The 16,724-nt window shown below is 68.4% G+C and carries 16 protein-coding genes; 3 read left to right on the top strand and 13 right to left on the bottom strand.

Annotated elements, in window-relative coordinates; all coding sequences use genetic code 11:
• Positions 1-128: 128 nt before the first annotated feature.
• Both C4B30_RS20705 and ggt read left to right on the top strand, forming a co-directional pair.
• Positions 129-1,091, top strand: coding sequence for a LysR family transcriptional regulator (locus tag C4B30_RS20705; protein WP_027785537.1), 963 nt, complete (start codon positions 129-131; stop codon positions 1,089-1,091).
• A 77-nt stretch (positions 1,092-1,168) separates the two neighbouring features.
• A complete protein-coding gene (gene ggt, locus C4B30_RS20700; protein WP_027785538.1) occupies positions 1,169-3,043 on the top strand; it encodes a gamma-glutamyltransferase in 1,875 nt (624 codons plus the stop codon).
• A gap of 234 nt (positions 3,044-3,277) precedes the next feature.
• On the opposite strand, the gene C4B30_RS20695 is transcribed toward ggt, so the two are convergent.
• From C4B30_RS20695 to C4B30_RS20665, 7 genes are all read right to left on the bottom strand, one after another.
• Complete coding sequence (locus tag C4B30_RS20695) at positions 3,278-4,693, bottom strand: amidase family protein (protein ID WP_027785539.1); 1,416 nt, start codon at positions 4,691-4,693, stop codon at positions 3,278-3,280.
• 288 nt (positions 4,694-4,981) lie between these two features.
• Positions 4,982-5,956 carry an ABC transporter permease subunit gene (locus tag C4B30_RS20690; RefSeq protein ID WP_027785540.1) on the bottom strand — a complete coding sequence of 325 codons (975 nt, stop codon included), beginning with the start codon at positions 5,954-5,956 and terminating at the stop codon, positions 4,982-4,984.
• Positions 5,956-6,753: a taurine ABC transporter ATP-binding protein gene (locus C4B30_RS20685; RefSeq protein WP_027785541.1), complete on the bottom strand. Its 798-nt coding sequence runs from the start codon at positions 6,751-6,753 to the stop codon at positions 5,956-5,958. Before C4B30_RS20685 ends, C4B30_RS20690 begins: the two co-directional genes overlap by 1 nt.
• A gap of 40 nt (positions 6,754-6,793) precedes the next feature.
• Positions 6,794-7,810, bottom strand: a complete 1,017-nt coding sequence (gene tauA / locus C4B30_RS20680; RefSeq protein WP_027785542.1) for a taurine ABC transporter substrate-binding protein — start codon at positions 7,808-7,810, stop codon at positions 6,794-6,796.
• A 255-nt stretch (positions 7,811-8,065) separates the two neighbouring features.
• Positions 8,066-9,058: a lipoyl synthase gene (gene lipA / locus C4B30_RS20675; RefSeq protein ID WP_006477693.1), complete on the bottom strand. Its 993-nt coding sequence runs from the start codon at positions 9,056-9,058 to the stop codon at positions 8,066-8,068.
• The gene (gene lipB, locus C4B30_RS20670; RefSeq protein ID WP_027785543.1) at positions 9,051-9,797 is read right to left on the bottom strand and encodes a lipoyl(octanoyl) transferase LipB; all 747 of its coding nucleotides are present in this window, start codon (positions 9,795-9,797) and stop codon (positions 9,051-9,053) included. The genes lipA and lipB overlap by 8 nt, the downstream gene beginning before the upstream one ends.
• A gap of 83 nt (positions 9,798-9,880) precedes the next feature.
• A complete protein-coding gene (locus tag C4B30_RS20665) occupies positions 9,881-10,207 on the bottom strand; it encodes a DUF2917 domain-containing protein (protein WP_027785544.1) in 327 nt (108 codons plus the stop codon).
• Between the two features lie 102 nt (positions 10,208-10,309).
• On the opposite strand from C4B30_RS20665, the gene C4B30_RS20660 reads away from it, so the two are divergent.
• Positions 10,310-11,299 (top strand): transcriptional regulator GcvA, encoded by a 990-nt coding sequence (locus C4B30_RS20660; RefSeq protein WP_027785545.1) that lies wholly within the window; start codon positions 10,310-10,312, stop codon positions 11,297-11,299.
• Between the two features lie 24 nt (positions 11,300-11,323).
• On the opposite strand, the gene C4B30_RS20655 is transcribed toward C4B30_RS20660, so the two are convergent.
• The 6 genes from C4B30_RS20655 to C4B30_RS20630 form a co-directional block, all read right to left on the bottom strand.
• A complete protein-coding gene (locus C4B30_RS20655) occupies positions 11,324-11,632 on the bottom strand; it encodes an HP0495 family protein (RefSeq protein WP_027785546.1) in 309 nt (102 codons plus the stop codon).
• Positions 11,632-12,558: a D-amino acid aminotransferase gene (locus C4B30_RS20650; protein WP_027785547.1), complete on the bottom strand. Its 927-nt coding sequence runs from the start codon at positions 12,556-12,558 to the stop codon at positions 11,632-11,634. The genes C4B30_RS20655 and C4B30_RS20650 overlap by 1 nt, the downstream gene beginning before the upstream one ends.
• Positions 12,559-12,606: 48 nt before the next feature.
• On the bottom strand, positions 12,607-13,917 hold the full coding sequence (locus tag C4B30_RS20645) for a D-alanyl-D-alanine carboxypeptidase family protein (RefSeq protein WP_027785548.1): 1,311 nt from the start codon (positions 13,915-13,917) through the stop codon (positions 12,607-12,609).
• Between the two features lie 503 nt (positions 13,918-14,420).
• Positions 14,421-15,065: an alpha/beta hydrolase gene (locus C4B30_RS20640; protein ID WP_006485236.1), complete on the bottom strand. Its 645-nt coding sequence runs from the start codon at positions 15,063-15,065 to the stop codon at positions 14,421-14,423.
• A 13-nt stretch (positions 15,066-15,078) separates the two neighbouring features.
• Entirely contained in the window at positions 15,079-15,396 is a 318-nt protein-coding gene (locus C4B30_RS20635; protein WP_027785549.1) for a (2Fe-2S) ferredoxin domain-containing protein, read from the bottom strand.
• Positions 15,397-15,554: 158 nt separating this feature from the next.
• On the bottom strand, positions 15,555-16,706 hold the full coding sequence (locus tag C4B30_RS20630) for a VanZ family protein (RefSeq protein WP_027785550.1): 1,152 nt from the start codon (positions 16,704-16,706) through the stop codon (positions 15,555-15,557).
• Positions 16,707-16,724: the final 18 nt, after the last annotated feature.

Genomic DNA, 16,724 nt, shown 5'->3' with positions numbered 1-16,724 from the left:
GGCATGACCCGATTCTCGATTGATCGAGATTCATTGACAATTCCCGCAGGCCTTTACAAGCTGTCAAGTCTGACTTGACACTGAATGTTTTCCGAACGTTAAGCGGGGCAGATCATGAGACGACAGACATGGACCTGAACGCGCTGACGCTGCTCGTCGAGATCCTCGACGCCGGCAATCTCAGCAAGGCCGCGCAGCGGCTCAAGATGAGCCGGGCGAACGTCAGCTACCGGCTGAACCAGCTCGAGCGCTCGATCGGCCAGCAGCTCGTGCGGCGCACGACGCGACGCATGGAGCCGACCGAGATCGGACTGAAGCTGTACGAGCACGGCCGGCGCATCCGCAACGAACTGCTCGCCGCGCAGGAATCGGTGACCACGCTCGGGCAGGACCTGCAGGGCCGCGTGCGGTTGTCCGTGCCGAGCGGCTACGGGCAGATGGTGATGTCCGAATGGCTGCTCGCGTTCAAGCGGCGGCATCCGGGCATCGTGCTCGACGTCGTGTTCGAGAATCGGGTGGAAGATCTGATGCGCGACGAAGTCGACATCGCGATCCGCGTGATGTCGGAGCCGCCGCAGAATCTCGTCGCACGCGACATGGGCGCGGTGCGCTACATCGCGTGCGCGTCGCCCGCGTTCGCGGCTGCGCACGGGATGCCGTCGAGCCTCGGCGCGCTTGCAGCCGCGCCGGTCGTCACCGCGACGGTGATGGGCCGGCAACTCCGGATCGCCGCGTATCTCGGCGACGAGCGCCACGAGGTGCTGCTCGAGCCCACGCTGATTTCGGAGAACTTCCTGTTCCTGCGGCAGGCGATCCTCGCGGGAATCGGCGTCGGCATCGTGCCCGACTACGTGATGCAGGACGATATCCGGGGCGGCGCGGTCGTCACGTCGCTCGACGCGTACCGGCTCAGCATCTTCGGCACGCACATGTATATGCTCTACATGCCGAACCGGCACCACACGCGCGCGACGTCGACGTTCATAGAGTTCATCCTCGAACAGGCCGGAAAGACCGGCCGGGGCGGGCCCGGCGCGATGCGTCAGGGTTTCCTGTCGGGTGACAATCCGCCGGGCACGCGGCGACAATAGCGCGCCGGGGCGGGCAGCGCCGTTGCGCCAACGTCGACGCCGCCGTCTCCTTCGAATTCACTGCTGCCGAGGGTTCAATGTTCGACCGGATTCGTCCGCATTCGCGTCCCTGGACGCTGCTCGCCGCCGTCGCGCTCGTCGCGTTCAACGCCGGCTGCACGTCCCCGTCCGCGCCGTCGGGCGCCGTCGTCCCGGTCGCCGCCGCCTCGGGCGCGGCCGTCCCGCTGCCCGGCGTTCACGCGCCCGAACTGTCGTCCGGCTGGACGGACAAGCCGGGCTGGACCTCGCAGCACTTCATGATCGCGGCCGCGAACCCGCTCGCCACGCAGGCCGGCTACGACATGCTGAAAGCCGGCGGCACCGCGATCGACGCGGCCATCGCGACGCAGATGGTGCTCGCGCTGGTCGAGCCGCAATCGTCGGGCATCGGCGGCGGCGCGTTCATGCTGTACTTCGACGGCAAGACGACGCAGGCGTACGACGGCCGCGAAACCGCGCCGGCCGCCGCGACCGACCGCCTGTTCTACGGGCCGACCGGCCAGCCGATGGGCTTCTACGAAGGCGTCGTCGGCGGGCGCTCGGTCGGCACGCCGGGCGTGCTGCGCATGCTCGACGCCGCGCACCGCGCGCACGGCAAGCTGCCGTGGCGCCGGCTGTTCCAGCCGGCCATTCGGCTGGCCGAGCGCGGCTTCACGATCAGCCCGCGGCTCGCGATGCTGATCGCGAACGACAAGTACCTGAGCAACGACCCGGCCGCCCGCGCGTACTTCTACAATGCGGACGGCACGCCGAAGGCCGCCGGCACGGTGCTGAAGAATCCCGCGCTCGCGACCGTGCTGCGCCAGGTCGCCGACCGCGGCGCGAACGCGTTCTACACCGGCGCGATCGCGCGCGACATCGTCGCGAAGGTGCGCAAGCACCCGACCAACCCGGGCCTGCTATCGCTGCAGGATCTCGCGCGCTACAAGGCGAAGGTGCGCGCGCCGCTGTGCGCCGACTACCGGCGCTCGGTGGTATGCGGGATGCCGCCGCCGTCGTCGGGCGGCCTCGCGATCGCGCAGATGCTCGGCATCCTCGAGGCGATGCCCGACTGGCAGCAAATCGGCGCGCAGAAGCCGGTGCGCAACGAGACCGGCTACGAGCCGACGCCGTTCGCCGCGCACCTGTTCAGCGAAGCCGGGCGCCTCGCGTATGCGGACCGCGCGCGCTACGTGGCCGATCCCGATTTCGTGCCGCTGCCGGGCGGTAGCTGGGCGAACCTCACCGACAAGACCTATCTCGCGCAGCGCGCGCGGCTGATCGGCGACCAGAGCATGGGCGTCGCGCAGGCCGGCACGCCGCAGGGCGCGACGCTCGCGACGGCCGACGACCGCAGCCCCGAATTGCCGTCGACGTCCGATATCGCGATCGTCGACCGCTACGGGCAGGCGCTGTCGATGACGACCAGCATCGAGGATGCGTTCGGCTCGCGGCTGATGGTGCGCGGCTTCATGCTGAACAATCAGCTCACCGATTTCTCATTCGTGTCGAACGACAACGGCCGGCCGGTCGCGAACCGCGTGCAGCCCGGCAAGCGGCCGCGCTCCGCGATGTCGCCGGAGCTCGTATTCGACAAGAAGACGCAGCAGGTAACGATGATCGTCGGCTCGGCCGGCGGCCCCGCGATCATCAATCACGTCGCGAAGACGCTGGTCGGCGTGCTCGACTGGGGCATGACGATGCAGCAGGCGATCGCGCTGCCGAACTTCGGGTCGATGAACGGGCCGACGCAGCTCGAGCGCGGCCGCGTGTCGGACGCGCTGGCCGACGGGCTGAAGGGCCGTGGGCACGACGTGCGGGTCGTCGAGATGAACTCGGGGCTGCAGGGGATCCAGCGGCTGAACGTGCAGGGGCAGACGGTGTGGTTCGGCGGCGCGGACCCGCGGCGTGAAGGGGTCGCGATGGGGGATTGAGCGCCGCGGCGCGGCGCGATACCGTTCGCCCACTTCGCGGCAGCGCTTTGACTTGTCCTACGCGCGTCGCCCGCTTCCGCTTCGCCTCCCCGTCCAACCGCGACATCGCGATCGACACGCATCCTCCGCCATGCGCTCCGACAGCGTGTGCGCCTACTCGGGCAGCTCGGCGCAACGACCGCACTCGCCGATGTCGCATGCCGATCGGCAGCGTGCGCCCGCGCTGCGCGCCGTTCAGTGCAACGGACCGCGTCGCGGATCGATCGGCGTCGTCACGCCGCAACGCGCCTCGATCACCTCGCCCGCCGCAAGGCAACGGCTTTCCTGAAAGCGCCCGGCCACCAGCTGCACGCCGACCGGCAGCCCATCCACCGCGCCGACCGGCACGGACAGGCCCGGTAGGCCGAGAATCGCGGTGGCGAGCATCGGGCCTTGCGCATCCAGAATGCCCCGCATCGCGTCGTCTCCGCAGCGATCCGCATCGATCGGGAACGGGCGCTGCCAGGACACCGGCATCAGCAGCAACGGGTGACGGGCGAAAAAAATCTGCCAATGGCGCAGCACCGACGATCGCCGCGACAGCGCGTTCATGTAGCCGACCATGTCGAGCGGCTTCGCGAGATGCCTCATGCTCGCGCAAGCGACGCGGACCGCGTCGTCGCCGTAGGCGTCGATCGCACCGCCCATGCCGGCCTCCATTTCCGCCGTCGTCAACGCGAGCCACAGATCGGCCGCTTCCCGCAGCGCCGGCGGCGTCGCGTGCACGACGGAATAGCCGGCCGCATCGAGGCAGCCGGCGGCGAAATCGAGCGCATCGAGCACCGCCGGATCGGCCTCGATGCCGTCCATCTGCCGGCACAACGCGACGCGCGTCGGCCCCGCATCGGCACTCAACGGCGCCGGCACCCACCAGGGATCGTTGAGATCCGGCGCGGCGAGCGCCCGCAGCGCGAGGCGCAGATCGGCCACCGTGCGTGCAAGCGGCCCCTGTACCGACGCAAGCTGAACGGCCGGCGTCCGCTCGTGCGCCTGACTCGGATTGAACGCGGGCACACGCCCCTGGCTCGGGCGCAATCCCGCCACGCCGCACGCATACGCCGGATATCGAATCGAGCCGCCCAGATCGTTGCCGTGCGCGATCGCGCCCACGCCGGTCGCCACCGCGACAGCCGCGCCGCCGCTGGATCCGCCGGATGTCACGCCGGGCACCCACGGATTCAGCGTCCGGCCGTACAGCTCGTTGTCGGTAAACCAGCGCAGCGAAAACGCGGGCGTATTGGTACGGCCGATGATGATCGCGCCTGCCTTGCGCAGATTCGCGACGACCGGGCTGTCGGCGACCGCCACGACGTCGCGATAGGCGGCGACGCCATTGCTCGTCGCACGGCCGGCCATGTCGACATTGACCTTCACCGTCACGGGCACCCCGTGCAGCGGGCCGACTCGCGCCCCTCGAGCGATCCGCGCGTCCGCGTCGGCGGCGGCCTGCATCGCATCGTCGGCAAGCACGTCGACGACCGCGTTGGTCTGCGGATTGACGGCATCGAGCCGCGCAAGACAGCTCGCGACGACCTCCTGGGCCGAGCATTCTCGTTGCGTCAGGTTTGCCACGACCTCCGTTGCGCTCAGGCGCCACAGTTCCCTGTCCATCCGTATGGTCTCCTCGATGCGCTGCACCGCGCCTTCTTTGTTTGAGATAAAACTATCTTATGAAGAATTGGCGCGCACCGACAGACAATTTGTTTGTGGGTGTGGCAGTCAGCAGTTGCCGCCCGCGAGTGGGTTTTATATGGAGGAATGGCGGATCAGCCACCGAAGGCACGGCTGCAGCTGGTCGGGCGGGCGGCATCCGGGCCGCCACGCGCAGCCCGCGCCGAGCCATGCTGCCGTCGGCAACGCGATCCGATCGACGAACGCGAGGACGATCTCGACGCCCGCTCAGCCTCGCCCCTTCCACGGCACCATCCGCCGCTCGATCCACCGCATCGCGAGATCGAACAGCCACGCGATCGTGCCGATGATCAGGATGCCCATCACGACGATGTCGGTGCGCAGGAAGCTCGATGCGTTGAGCACCATCTGGCCGAGTCCGGCCGTCGCGGCGACCATCTCGGCCGCGACGAGCGTCGTCCAGCCGAAGCCGATCGCGATCCGCAGCCCCGTGAGGATCTCCGGCAGCGCGGCCGGCAGCACGACGTGGCGCACGATCTGCGCGAAGCTGCCGCCGAGCGAATACGCGGCGTTGATCTGCTCGATCGTCGCTGCGCGCACGCCGGCGCGCGCGGCCATCGCGATCGGCGCGAAGCACGCGAGGAAGATCACGACGAGCTTCGCCGTTTCGTCGATGCCGAACCAGATCACGACCAGCGGCAGGTACGCGAGCGGCGGCAGCGGCCGGTAGAACTCCAGCAGCGGATCGAGCACGCCGCGCGCGACGCGGCTCACGCCCATCAGGATGCCGGCCGGCACGCCGATCGCGGTCGCGAACAGGAACGCGCCGAACACGCGCGCGGCGCTCCACAGCAAATGCTCGGACAACGGCAGGCCGCCCTGGATGCGGCCGTGCCACGCATCGACGAACGCCGCCCATACCGCTTCCGGCGCGGGCAGGAAGAGCGGCGGCAGCCACTGACGATGCGTCGCGACCCACCACAGCGCGGCCAGCGCCGCGACCGTCGCCGCGCTCAGCCCGACCGTCTTCCCCTGCCCCGGCAACCGGTAACGGTGCGATGGGCGAGATGGGCGCGCGGCGCGCGCCGCCGCCTGACGCCGCGTCGTGCGATCGTCCTGCTCGAAACTCACATCTGTGCGATCGGCCGCCCACGAATCCTGCGTGCTCATGCTGTCCTGCCTGTTCAAAGTGCTGTTCCGGCCGCGCCCGACGGCCACGCCCTGCCGCGCCCATTCGCGCATCACGCGACCTCTCCGGCCGCTTCCTCGCGATGCAGATACGCGATCAGCCGCTCGCGCCATGCGATGAAATCCGGCGACGACTTCACCGCACGCGCATCGCGCGTTTCGACGTAGCGGCGCGCGAACGGCAGCTCGAAGGTTTCGGCGATGCGCCCGGGGCCCGGCGTCATCACGACGAGACGCGTCGCAAGAAAGAGCGCCTCCTCGACGTCGTGCGTGATGAAGAACACCGTCTTGCCGGTGCGCGCCCACACGTCGAGCACGAGCGCCTGCATCGTGCCGCGTGTCATCGCGTCGAGCGCGCCCATCGGCTCGTCCATCAGCAGCACGCGCGGGTCGCTCGCGAGCGCACGCGCGATGCCGACCCGCTGCTGCATCCCGCCCGACAGCTCGTACACGCGCGCATGGGCATGGCCGTCGAGCCCGACCAGCGCGAGCATCTCCCGCGCCCGCGCTTCGCGCTCGGCCTTCGACACGTGCGCGAAGCGCAGCCCGAGCGCGACGTTGTCGAGCACGTCGAGCCACGGCAGCAGCGCGTATTTCTGGAACACGACGCCGCGATCGGCGCCGGGGCCCGTGACCGGCACGCCGTCGACGCGCACGTCGCCGGTCGTCGGCGCGACGAAGCCGGCCATGCAGTTCAGCAGCGTCGTCTTGCCGCATCCGGACGCACCGAGCGCGACGACGAATTCACCGGCGTCGATGCGCAGGTCGACGCGCGCGAGCGCGTGCGTCGTCGGCCTGCCGCGCTCGCCCGGATAGGCAACCGATACCTGGCGGACTTCCAGCGTGCTCATGATCGAAGGGCTCCGCGATGAATGGGCTGAATGGCCGCGCTCAGCGCGTGGCCTTCTGCACGAACTGCGGATCGACGCCGGCCGAATAGTCGGCGAGCACCGTCTGGATCGTGCCTTGCGATTTGAGGAACGCGGCCGTGGCCGCGAGCGACTTCGCGGCGCCCGATTGCGCGCCGCCGCCGAGCCACGCCGGCGAAGCCTGCTCGGCCGCCGTCGGGAATGCGTAGAGCGCGAGACTGGCCGGCACGTCCTGCGCGTTCGCGCCCGACACCTTCGCCACCGCCGCGACCTGCGGCGAGCCGACCTTCCATGCCGCGGCATGCGCCCGGTAGTCGGCATCGGCGGCCGCGAGCACCTTCACGAAGCGCGTGACGAACTCGGGGTTCTCGCGTGCGAACTTGCGGCTCACGACGAAGCCGTCGAAAGTCGACTTGCCGCTTTCTTTCGCAACCCGGCCCGACGTCGTCAGCACGGTGCCCGACTGCTTGACCTTCGCGAGCACCGGATCCCAGATATAAGTCGCGTCGATGTCGCCGCGCGCCCACGCGGCCGCGACTTCGGGCGGACGCAGGTTGACGATCTTCACGTCGTTCGGATTCACGCCCGCGGCCTGCAGCGCAACGAGCGTATGGAAGTGCGACGTCGACACGAACGGCACGCCGATCTTCTTGCCCTTGAGCGCGGCGACGCTGGTCACGCCCGAGCCATTGCGCGCGACGAGCGCCTCGGCGTCGTTGATGTTGTCGAGCACCCAGAACAGCGAGATGTCGAGCCCCTGCGACAGGCCGGCCGCGATCGGGCTCGAACCGGCTTCGCCGAGCTGCACGGATCCCGATGCGAGCGCGCGGATCACGTCGGCGCCGCTGTCGAGCTTGCGGAACGTGACCTTGTAGCCGGTTGCCTTTTCGACTTCACCGCTCGCCTGCGCGTAGCGCCACGGCACGACCATGTCCTGGTACGCGATCACGACTTCGCGCGATTCGGCGTGTGCGGCGCCGAGCGCGGCAAAGGCGGTCAGCGCGACGACGGCGCGGCGGATGAAGCTGAAACGGGACATGCGGCTCTCCTTCGGAATGCGGGCATTGCTGCGGGAGAGCCGACTATAGGAGCTTTGCGCGCGGCGGAAGCGAACTTATCCTGCGAAGCTATCGATGCCGTTTCAGCTTTGCTTTTCATGCTCGACCGGCTTGCGCGTCCGGTCGGGTGACGATTGCCGTGCGCATGCGCCGATAACCGCCGCGCCAACGAAAAAGCCCGCATCGCTGCGGGCTTTCGGGACTGCTGGTCTTGCGGATGGGGGCAAACGCGGCGTTTAGACCACCCCTGCCCCATGCGCCTGCAAATCGGCGTGATAGCTCGACCGCACCATCGCGCCGACGGCCGCGTGCGTGAAGCCCATCTTGTACGCCTCTTCCTCGTACATCTTGAACGTATCCGGATGCACGTACGCACGCACCGGTAGATGGTGCTCGGACGGCTGCAGATACTGGCCGATCGTCAGCATGTCGACGTCGTGCGCGCGCAGGTCGCGCATCACCTGCAGGATTTCCTCTTCCGTCTCGCCGAGGCCGACCATCAGGCCCGACTTCGTCGCGACGTCCGGATGCAGCGCCTTGAAGTCCTTCAAAAGCTTCAGCGAGTGCGCGTAGTCCGAACCCGGGCGCGCTTCCTTGTACAGGCGCGGCACCGTTTCGAGGTTGTGGTTCATCACGTCGGGCGGCGCCGCGTTCAGGATCGAGATCGCGCGGTCGAGACGGCCGCGGAAGTCCGGCGTCAGGATCTCGATGCGCGTGTCCGGCGACTGCGCGCGCGTTTCGCGGATGCACTCGACGAAGTGGGCGGCGCCACCGTCGCGCAGGTCGTCGCGGTCGACGCTCGTGATCACCACGTACTTGAGCTTCAGCGCGGCGATCGTGCGTGCGAGGTTCTTCGGTTCATCCGCGTCGAGCGGATCGGGACGGCCGTGGCCGACGTCGCAGAACGGGCAGCGGCGCGTGCACTTGTCGCCCATGATCATGAACGTCGCGGTGCCCTTGCCGAAGCATTCGCCGATGTTCGGGCAGCTCGCTTCCTCGCACACGGTGTGCAGGTTGTGCTCGCGCAGGATCGTCTTGATCTCGTTGAAACGCGAGCTGCCGGTGGCCGCCTTCACGCGGATCCACTCGGGCTTCTTCAGCTTTTCGATCGGAATGACCTTGATCGGGATGCGCGCCGTCTTCGCCTGCGCCTTCTGCTTGGCGGTCGGATCGTAGGCCGGGGTCGCGGCCGTATCGGCCGGTGCGGGAGAAGCGGTAACGTCAGTCATTCGATTGTTCCAGTGCCTGCGGCTTGTCGGCGGCCGCGGATGCGCCGTCGAGGTTGGCGATCAGACGGCCCACCAGCGTGTGGGCGACGTCGTTCCAGTCGGCGGCAACCTCGAGGCTCGCCATGTCGACGGTTTCCAGTCCGGCATAGCCGCACGGGTTGATCGCAAGAAACGGGCGCAGATCCATCTTCACGTTCAGGCTCAGCCCGTGATAGCTGCAGCCGTTACGGATCTTCAGGCCAAGGGCCGCGATTTTCGCGCCCTCGTGCACGCCGGATGCCACGTAGATTCCCGGCGCGCCCGCCTTGCGGACCGAAGCGAGATTATACGCCGCGAGGGTTTCGATCACGGCCTCCTCGATCTTCGTCACGAGCGTACGCACCATCAGCTTGCGCCGGCGCAGGTCCAGCAGCAGGTAGACGACGATCTGGCCGGGGCCGTGATAAGTGATTTGCCCGCCGCGGTCGACCTTCACGAGCGGCACGCCGCTGTCGGCCACCAGCAGGTGCGCCGGGTCGCCGGCCTGGCCGAGCGTGTAGACGGGCGGGTGCTCGACCACCCAGATCTCGTCGCCGGTGTCGGCCGTGCGCGTGTCGGTGAACGCGCGCATCGCGTCGAAGCTCGCCTCGTAGGCCTCGCTGCCCCGCCAGCGCACGGTGACCGGCTGAACCGGCGATCCGGCAGGCGATGGGGAGACGGCGACAGGCGTGGACACGATGGAAACCGGCGAAACGGACATGGGCGGTAGTTTACCGAAAACCCATGGGTCTCGCCGGCCGGGGAAAGGGACGGATGGTCAGTATCCGTCTGAGGAAATGGCGGTCAAACCGTGCGCCATCCGTCGTGGACCAGCGCGGCGACGCGTTCGCGCAGCCGGCTCAGCCCGCCGAGCGCGACTTCCCGCGGCGGCCGCGACACCGAGAACGCGACGCATGCGCCCTCCCGGCCTTCCGCGCTGAGCCACAGCCGCTCGCCGCGGCGCAGCTTGAGCGTCTCGCCGTCGACCAGGAAATAGTCGTCGACGTCGTTGCTGCGCGTCGCCCAGACCGGCCCGCACTGGACGATCAGCCGCGTGCTGCGTTGCACCTTCATCGGGACGGTCTCGCCCGCGGGAATTTCGAATGTGATGCTTGAAGAAATTTCTTGCATGATCGCCTCCGCCAATAAGTGCTCCGATGGCTACAATCGTAGTCACTCAAAGGCGCCCGACCAAACGACCAATTTTCACGTCGATGTGAGGAAAATTAGCAAATGGACCTCCGCCAGCTCCCGGCGCTGAACGCGATTCGCGCGTTCGAAGCCGCCGCCCGTCACGAGAACTTCTCGCGCGCCGCCGACGAGCTGTTCGTCACGCACGGCGCGGTCAGCCATCAGGTGCGCGCGCTCGAGGAAGAGCTCGGCGTGCAGCTGTTCACGCGCAACGGCAAGCGGCTGTGCCTGACCGACGCCGGCATGCGCTACGCGCAGCAGATCCGCACCGCGCTGATGGTGATCGCCGACGCGACGCGCGACGTGCGCGCGAGCGACCGCAGCCGGCGGCTGGTGGTGTCGATGCTGTCGTCGTTCGCCGCGCGCTTCATCACGCCGCGCATCGGCACGTTCATCGAGCGGCATCCGGAAATCGACGTCGAGCTGCAGTCGACCAACTCGCTCACCGATTTCGCGCGCGACGACGTCGATCTCGCGATCCGCTTCGGCTTCGGCAGCTATCCGGGGCTTCACGTCGAGCCGCTGTTCGAGGAGGTGTTCTTTCCCGCCTGCGCGCCGACACTGAACGGCGGCAAGCTGCCGCAGACGCCCGCCGATCTCGCGCACTACCCGCTGCTGCGCTCGGACGACGAGCTGTGGCGGCCATGGTTCGACGCGGCCGGGCTCGATACGCTGACCGAGCCGAAACGGGGGATTCTGTACCAGGATTCGTCGAACCTGCTGCTCGCCGCGATCGAGGGCCAGGGGATCGCGCTGGTGCGCCGCTCGCTCGCGGTGCACGACCTGCTCGACGGGCGCATCGTGCGCCTGTTCGACATCGACGGGCCGAGCCCGTGGCACTATTTTTTCGTGTGTCCGCCGCCGCTGCTGAACACGCCGCGCGTGCAGGCGTTCCGGACCTGGCTGTTCGAGGAAGTCGCCGAATACAAGCGGCTGTGCGACGAGCTGGACGCGCGGCGCGCGGCGGGGAAATGCCCCGCCGAGTGCGCGCTGGAAGGCGGATGGAAAGGGATCAGCGGCCGTTTGCGCTGATCCCCGGGCCGTCGGAACGGGCCCTTAGAGCACGACCTTGACCATCGGATGGCCGGTCAGCGCGCGGTAGATGTTGTCGAGCTGCTCCTGGCTCGTCGCGCGCACGGTGATCGTGAGGCCCGTGTAATTACCGCTGCTCGACGCGCGCTCCTCGATCTTCTCGACGTCGATCTCGTTGTCGTGAACGGCCACGACCTTGAAGATCGTGTCCTTGAATTCGGGGTGCGCCTTGCCCATGATCTTGATCGGGAAATCGCACGGGAACTCCAGCAGCGACTCCTTCCGGGTTTCGATCGCGCCGGTGACCTCGACGGTTTTGGTCGGTTCGCTCATCACTTCCTCCGGGTCAGGTCAAACTGTTCAAACTCGCGTGCCTTCGCACGCTGGTACGCGTCATACAGCGCCGCGAACACGGGGCCCGGCTTGCCGCCCTGCACGGGCAGATCGTCGAGCGACGTCACGGGCAGGATTTCCTTGGTGGCCGACGTCAGCATGATCTCGTCGGCCGTGCGCAGTTCGACCTCGCTGATCTCGCGCGCGACGAACCGGATCCCGCACTCCTCGGCCAGTTGCTCGACCAGCGCGTAGCGGATCCCTTCGAGGATCTTGTTGCTGCGCGGCGGCGCGAACAGTTCGCCGTTCTTCACGATCCACACGTTCGACGACGAGCCTTCGGTCACGTTTTCGTCGCGCAACTGGATCGTCTCGAACGCGTCGCGTTCGGCCGCATGCTGCGCCATCAATACGTTGCCGAGCAGCGAGATCGACTTGATGTCGCAATGCAGCCAGCGGCGATCCTCGGCCGTCACGCAGCGCACGCCTCGCGCGCGCTCCTCTTCCGACGGCAGACGCAGCGGGCTCGCCATCGCGAACACGGTCGGCACCGCGTTCGCGGGGAACGCGTGGCCGCGCTTCGCGACGCCGCGCGTGACCTGCAGGTAGACGAGCACGTTGCCGTCGCGGAGGCCTTCGGCGTTCGCCGCGACCACCCGCTCGATCAGCGCGCGCCAGCCGGCCGCATCGTGCGGGCTGTCGATGCCGATCTTCTTCAGGCTGCGCGCGAGCCGATCCAGATGCTGTTCGATCCGGAACGGCACGTGCGCGCCGTCGTGCGCATACACGGGGACGACTTCATACACGCCGTCGCCGAAGATGAACCCGCGGTCGAGCACCGGCACACGGGCTTCGGACAGCGGCACCAGTTCCTCTTGCGACGAGACGCTGAGGTAGACGATCGGTTCGAATTCGGCTTGGCTCATGGCTATGACAGATGGGGATGAAGTCGTGAAAACAAAGGCCCGTCGTGCTTACTTCTTCTTGCTGAACATCAGCAGGATCGAGTCCCAGATACGTCCGAAGATACCCGCTTCCGGCACGGCCTGCAGCGCGACGACCGGGAATTCGGACAGCGTCTTGCCGTCGGCGACGATCTTCACGGTGCCGACCTGCTGGCCTTGCGCGAGCGGCGCGATCAGCGGCGCGTTGACGTCGACTTCGGTCTTGACCTTGTCGCCGAGGCCGCGCGGCACCGTCGCCCACTGGTCGACCTTCACGCCGACCTGCACGGTGTTGTCCTTGCCCTTGTAGAGGCGCGGCGTCGCGATCGCCTGGCCGCCCTTGAACAGGCGCACCGAATCGAACGCGCTGTAGCCGTAGTTCAGCATCTTCATGCTGTCCTGCGTCCGGTCGCTTTCCTTCTGCTCGCCCATCATCACCGACACGAGGCGGCGCTGGCCGTCGACACCCGGGATCGCGCGCTTGGCCGACGCGATCAGGCAGTAGCCGGCTGCCTGCGTATGGCCCGTCTTCAGGCCGTCGACCGTCGGGTCGAGCCACAGCAGCCGGTTGCGGTTGCCCTGGCGGATGTTGTTGTACTTGAATTCCTTCTCCGAGAAGATGCCGTAGTACTGCGGAAAATCGCGGATCAGGTGTGCGGACAGCCTCGCGAGGTCGCCGGCCGTCGTGTAGTGGTTCGGGTCGGGCATGCCGTTCACGTCGGCGAAGTGCGTGCCCTTCATGCCGAGGCGCGCCGCCTCGTCGTTCATCATCGTGACGAACTGCCCTTCGCTGCCGCCGACGAGCTCGGCCAGCGCGATCGCGGCATCGTTGCCCGACTGGATGATCATCCCGTACACGAGGTCATGCACGGACACCGGCTTGTTCGCCTCGATGAACATGCGCGACTCGTCGCGGCCGACGCGGCGCACCGCGTCGCTCGGCGTGACGATCTGCTCCATCGAGATCTTCTTCTTGTCGAGCGCCTCGAACACGAGATACGCCGTCATCAGCTTCGTCAACGACGCCGGCTCGACGCGTTCGTCCGCATTGCCCGATGCGAGCACCGTGTTGCTCGTCGCGTCGACGAGCACCCACGAGCGCGCGTTCACGCCCGGCGGCGGCACCGCGCCCGGCATGTAGGTCGCGGGCGCGCCGGTGGACTGCTCGGCGGCCGGCGCCGCATGCGCGGCCTTGGCCTTGGCGGCCGGCTTCGCCTCGGCGACGACGATGGTCGAGGCGAGCGCGACGGGCAGCATCACGCCGAGCGCGACGTTGCGCGCGGCGGTGCCGAAGGCGATGGAGGAAGCGAGGGACTTGAGGCCTTGGGAAGACAGACGCATGATCGATTCAGGCTGATGGCAGAAAGTGCGGTGCGAAACGCGCAGGGTTGAACGGCAAGGCGGCGGGCGTTTCGGGCACTCGCCCGACACCGTCGGGCGACGCGAAACGCGCCGGTTGGACTCGTGCGGACGCGTTCGGTTCGCGGCCGTCGCGAGCGGGCGGACAGGCGGCGAAACGAGCGCCGCATGGGCCCAGCCGGGCCGCGGGCAACGCGGAATGCGGCCATTATACGTGGCCGCGAACGGCGTTTTCGCGAACGGGGCAGCGGACGCCCGCATAGCGGCTTCGCGCGCATGGCGCGGCGACGCGTCGGGCGCGCGTGCCTGACGTCGCGCGAAAGGCGGGTGCAGGCGGCATGCCAGTCGGGTAGTGCCACCGTGCGGCAGGCGGGGCGCGGTGCGGCGCGATGTCGCGTGAAGTGTCGGGAAGGTTCGCGCATCCTCCGGCCGAAGCCCACGCGCGGTACGGGCTGCCGGCGCTTACGCCGGCGCCCACATGGACGCTATCGCCACGCGTCGACGATGATGCGCTTGAGCACGTGCAGCTTGCGATGGAGGAAGTGCTCGGCGCCGGGTATCACGACGACGGGCAGTTCCTGCGGCCGCGCCCAGTCGTACACCGACGCGATCGGCACCGTGTCGTCGGTTTCGCCGTGGATCACGAGCGTGTTCTCGGGCACGTCGGCCACCTGCCAGCGGCTCGCGGCCGTGCCGACGAACACCATCCGCTCGATCGTCTCGCCCGCGTCGCGCAGCCGCTTCGCGACGTGCGACAGCACGAAGGTGCCGAACGAGAAGCCCGCGAGCACGAGCGGGAGGTCCGCATACGCGGGCTGCGCGCGCATGTGCGCGAGCACCGCGAGCAGATCGTCGGCCTCGCCGGTGCCGTTGTCGTGCACGCCTTCGGTCGCGCCGACGCCACGGAAGTTCGACCGGTAGACGACATAGTTCAGCTGCACGAGCGTACGCGCGAGCGTCTGTGCGACCTTGTTGTCCATCGTGCCGCCGAACAACGGATGCGGATGCGCGACGAGCGCGATGCCGCGCGGCGCGGCGCCGCCCTCGCGCACGGCGTCGGGCAGGTCGACCGCGATTTCGATCTGTCCGATCGGGCCGGCGATCAGCGATTTCTGCGTATGAACGTTCATTCGCCCGGCCCGCTCAGATCTTCAGGCGGTCGACGACCTTGCCGTCGCGCAGGTGCGACTCGACGATCTCGTCGATGTCGGCCTGATCGACGTACGTGTACCACGTGCCTTCCGGATACACGACCATCACCGGCCCTTCCTCGCAGCGGTCGAGGCAGCCGGCCTTGTTGATGCGGACCTTGCCGGGCCCCGCGAGACCGAGTTCCTTCACGCGCTTTTTCGCGTATTCCTGCATGGTCTGCGCGTTGCATTGCGCGCAGCTCGGACGCTCGGCGCCGGGATCGCGCTGGTTCAGGCAGAAGAAGACGTGGTGCTGGTAGTAGGAATCCATGATGGTGACGAGCGGCCCGGCGCGAGGCCGTGCGCAAAGAGGGGCGATGAATTGCCGTTACGCGAAGCGGCAACGGAGGATGCGGACGATTATAGCGACCGGCGCACGCGGCTGCCCGCGGTACGGCCGCCGGACAGGCTCGGGCCCGGGCTGCCGCGTCAGCGGCGCAGCGCGGCCGGCAGCCACGCGTGCTCGACGCGTTGGCCGAGCCAGATCAGCGCCGCGTAGGGCCAGATCCATGCGAGCCAGCGCGCGATGCTGTTGAAGTGCACGTAGCGGCCCTGCCGCCACCCCGACAGCGTGAAGTCGAAGAACGGGTTGACCGGCAGCAGGTTCACGAGCGCGACGCCCGCCAGCAGCGCGAGCGCCGCGAGCATCGCGCGCCACGTCGCCGGCACGCGCAATGAGACGAGCGCCGCCGCGAAACCGAGCTCGATGCCGAGCCGCGCGCCGGGCGTCGCCCACACGACGACGAGGCCGGTGGCCGACTGCATGAACGTCGCGGCCGCCTTCAGCACGAGCGTGGCGACCACCAGCGCGATCAGCAGCCGGATGCGCGGCGCGCGCGGGCGCATCGCGAGCGACGCGATCGCCAGCGCGGCGAACAGCATCAGCCCGCCGAGCACGGCTTCCCACGCGGAATCCGACAACCAGCCGTCGACCCGCTCGGGCCATTCGCTGACGCGCCACGCGGCCGGCAGCCACGCGAGCAGCGTGTCCTGCATCGACGCATCGGCGCGCTCCCACAGTGCGGCCGGCCAGTCGCCGATGCCGAACAGGAATGGCGACGGAAATACGATCGCGAACGGCCACAGCGCGGCGAGCAGCAGCGGCGTCGAACCGTCGGCCTCCAGCCACGCGAAACGCAGCCGGCGCAACACCCCGCGGTCGAGCAGCGCACCGGTGGCCGGCGCGGCGAGCGCCGCGCCCAGCAGCGCGCCGAGCGCGTTGGCGCCGAGATCGAGATTCGACGCGACGCGCGTCGGCAAGTAGGTCTGCAGCGCTTCCATCGTGCCCGACAGCAGCACGCCGAGCCCGCCCGCGATCAGCGTCGCGGCCACGCCGCGCCAGCGCGGGTGCAGCGCGAGCACGCCGAGCGCGCCGAACGGCAGATAACCGAGCACGTTCGTGACCACGTCGAACGCCGTCACGTAACGCTGCATCGGCGCGAACAGGTAATCGAACGGACCGATGCCGAGCGACACCCAGCCTTCGAACGGATACAGCGACGCATAAACGATCAGCGCCGCGTAGGCGGCAAACGCCTGCCGCGCGAGCGGCGACGCGCGATGCGTGCCGGGCACGCTCATCGCGGCTGCCCGTCGGGC

The organism is Burkholderia sp. BE12 (assembly GCF_002959955.1).
GTDB lineage: Bacteria > Pseudomonadota > Gammaproteobacteria > Burkholderiales > Burkholderiaceae > Burkholderia.
The sequence above is the reverse complement of the archived record's forward strand: the minus strand, read 5'-3'. Positions and strand labels throughout refer to the sequence as shown.

Excerpts from the sequence above, each read along its gene's own strand:
- C4B30_RS20705 (WP_027785537.1), top strand. The coding sequence starts at position 129 with ATGGACCTGAACGCGCTGACGCTGCTCGTCGAGATCCTCGACGCCGGC.
- ggt (WP_027785538.1), top strand. The coding sequence starts at position 1,169 with ATGTTCGACCGGATTCGTCCGCATTCGCGTCCCTGGACGCTGCTCGCC.
- C4B30_RS20695 (WP_027785539.1), bottom strand. The coding sequence starts at position 4,693 with ATGGACAGGGAACTGTGGCGCCTGAGCGCAACGGAGGTCGTGGCAAAC.
- C4B30_RS20690 (WP_027785540.1), bottom strand. The coding sequence starts at position 5,956 with ATGCGCGAATGGGCGCGGCAGGGCGTGGCCGTCGGGCGCGGCCGGAAC.
- C4B30_RS20685 (WP_027785541.1), bottom strand. The coding sequence starts at position 6,753 with ATGAGCACGCTGGAAGTCCGCCAGGTATCGGTTGCCTATCCGGGCGAG.
- tauA (WP_027785542.1), bottom strand. The coding sequence starts at position 7,810 with ATGTCCCGTTTCAGCTTCATCCGCCGCGCCGTCGTCGCGCTGACCGCC.
- lipA (WP_006477693.1), bottom strand. The coding sequence starts at position 9,058 with ATGACTGACGTTACCGCTTCTCCCGCACCGGCCGATACGGCCGCGACC.
- lipB (WP_027785543.1), bottom strand. The coding sequence starts at position 9,797 with ATGTCCGTTTCGCCGGTTTCCATCGTGTCCACGCCTGTCGCCGTCTCC.
- C4B30_RS20665 (WP_027785544.1), bottom strand. The coding sequence starts at position 10,207 with ATGCAAGAAATTTCTTCAAGCATCACATTCGAAATTCCCGCGGGCGAG.
- C4B30_RS20660 (WP_027785545.1), top strand. The coding sequence starts at position 10,310 with ATGGACCTCCGCCAGCTCCCGGCGCTGAACGCGATTCGCGCGTTCGAA.
- C4B30_RS20655 (WP_027785546.1), bottom strand. The coding sequence starts at position 11,632 with ATGAGCGAACCGACCAAAACCGTCGAGGTCACCGGCGCGATCGAAACC.
- C4B30_RS20650 (WP_027785547.1), bottom strand. The coding sequence starts at position 12,558 with ATGAGCCAAGCCGAATTCGAACCGATCGTCTACCTCAGCGTCTCGTCG.
- C4B30_RS20645 (WP_027785548.1), bottom strand. The coding sequence starts at position 13,917 with ATGCGTCTGTCTTCCCAAGGCCTCAAGTCCCTCGCTTCCTCCATCGCC.
- C4B30_RS20640 (WP_006485236.1), bottom strand. The coding sequence starts at position 15,065 with ATGAACGTTCATACGCAGAAATCGCTGATCGCCGGCCCGATCGGACAG.
- C4B30_RS20635 (WP_027785549.1), bottom strand. The coding sequence starts at position 15,396 with ATGGATTCCTACTACCAGCACCACGTCTTCTTCTGCCTGAACCAGCGC.
- C4B30_RS20630 (WP_027785550.1), bottom strand. The coding sequence starts at position 16,706 with ATGAGCGTGCCCGGCACGCATCGCGCGTCGCCGCTCGCGCGGCAGGCG.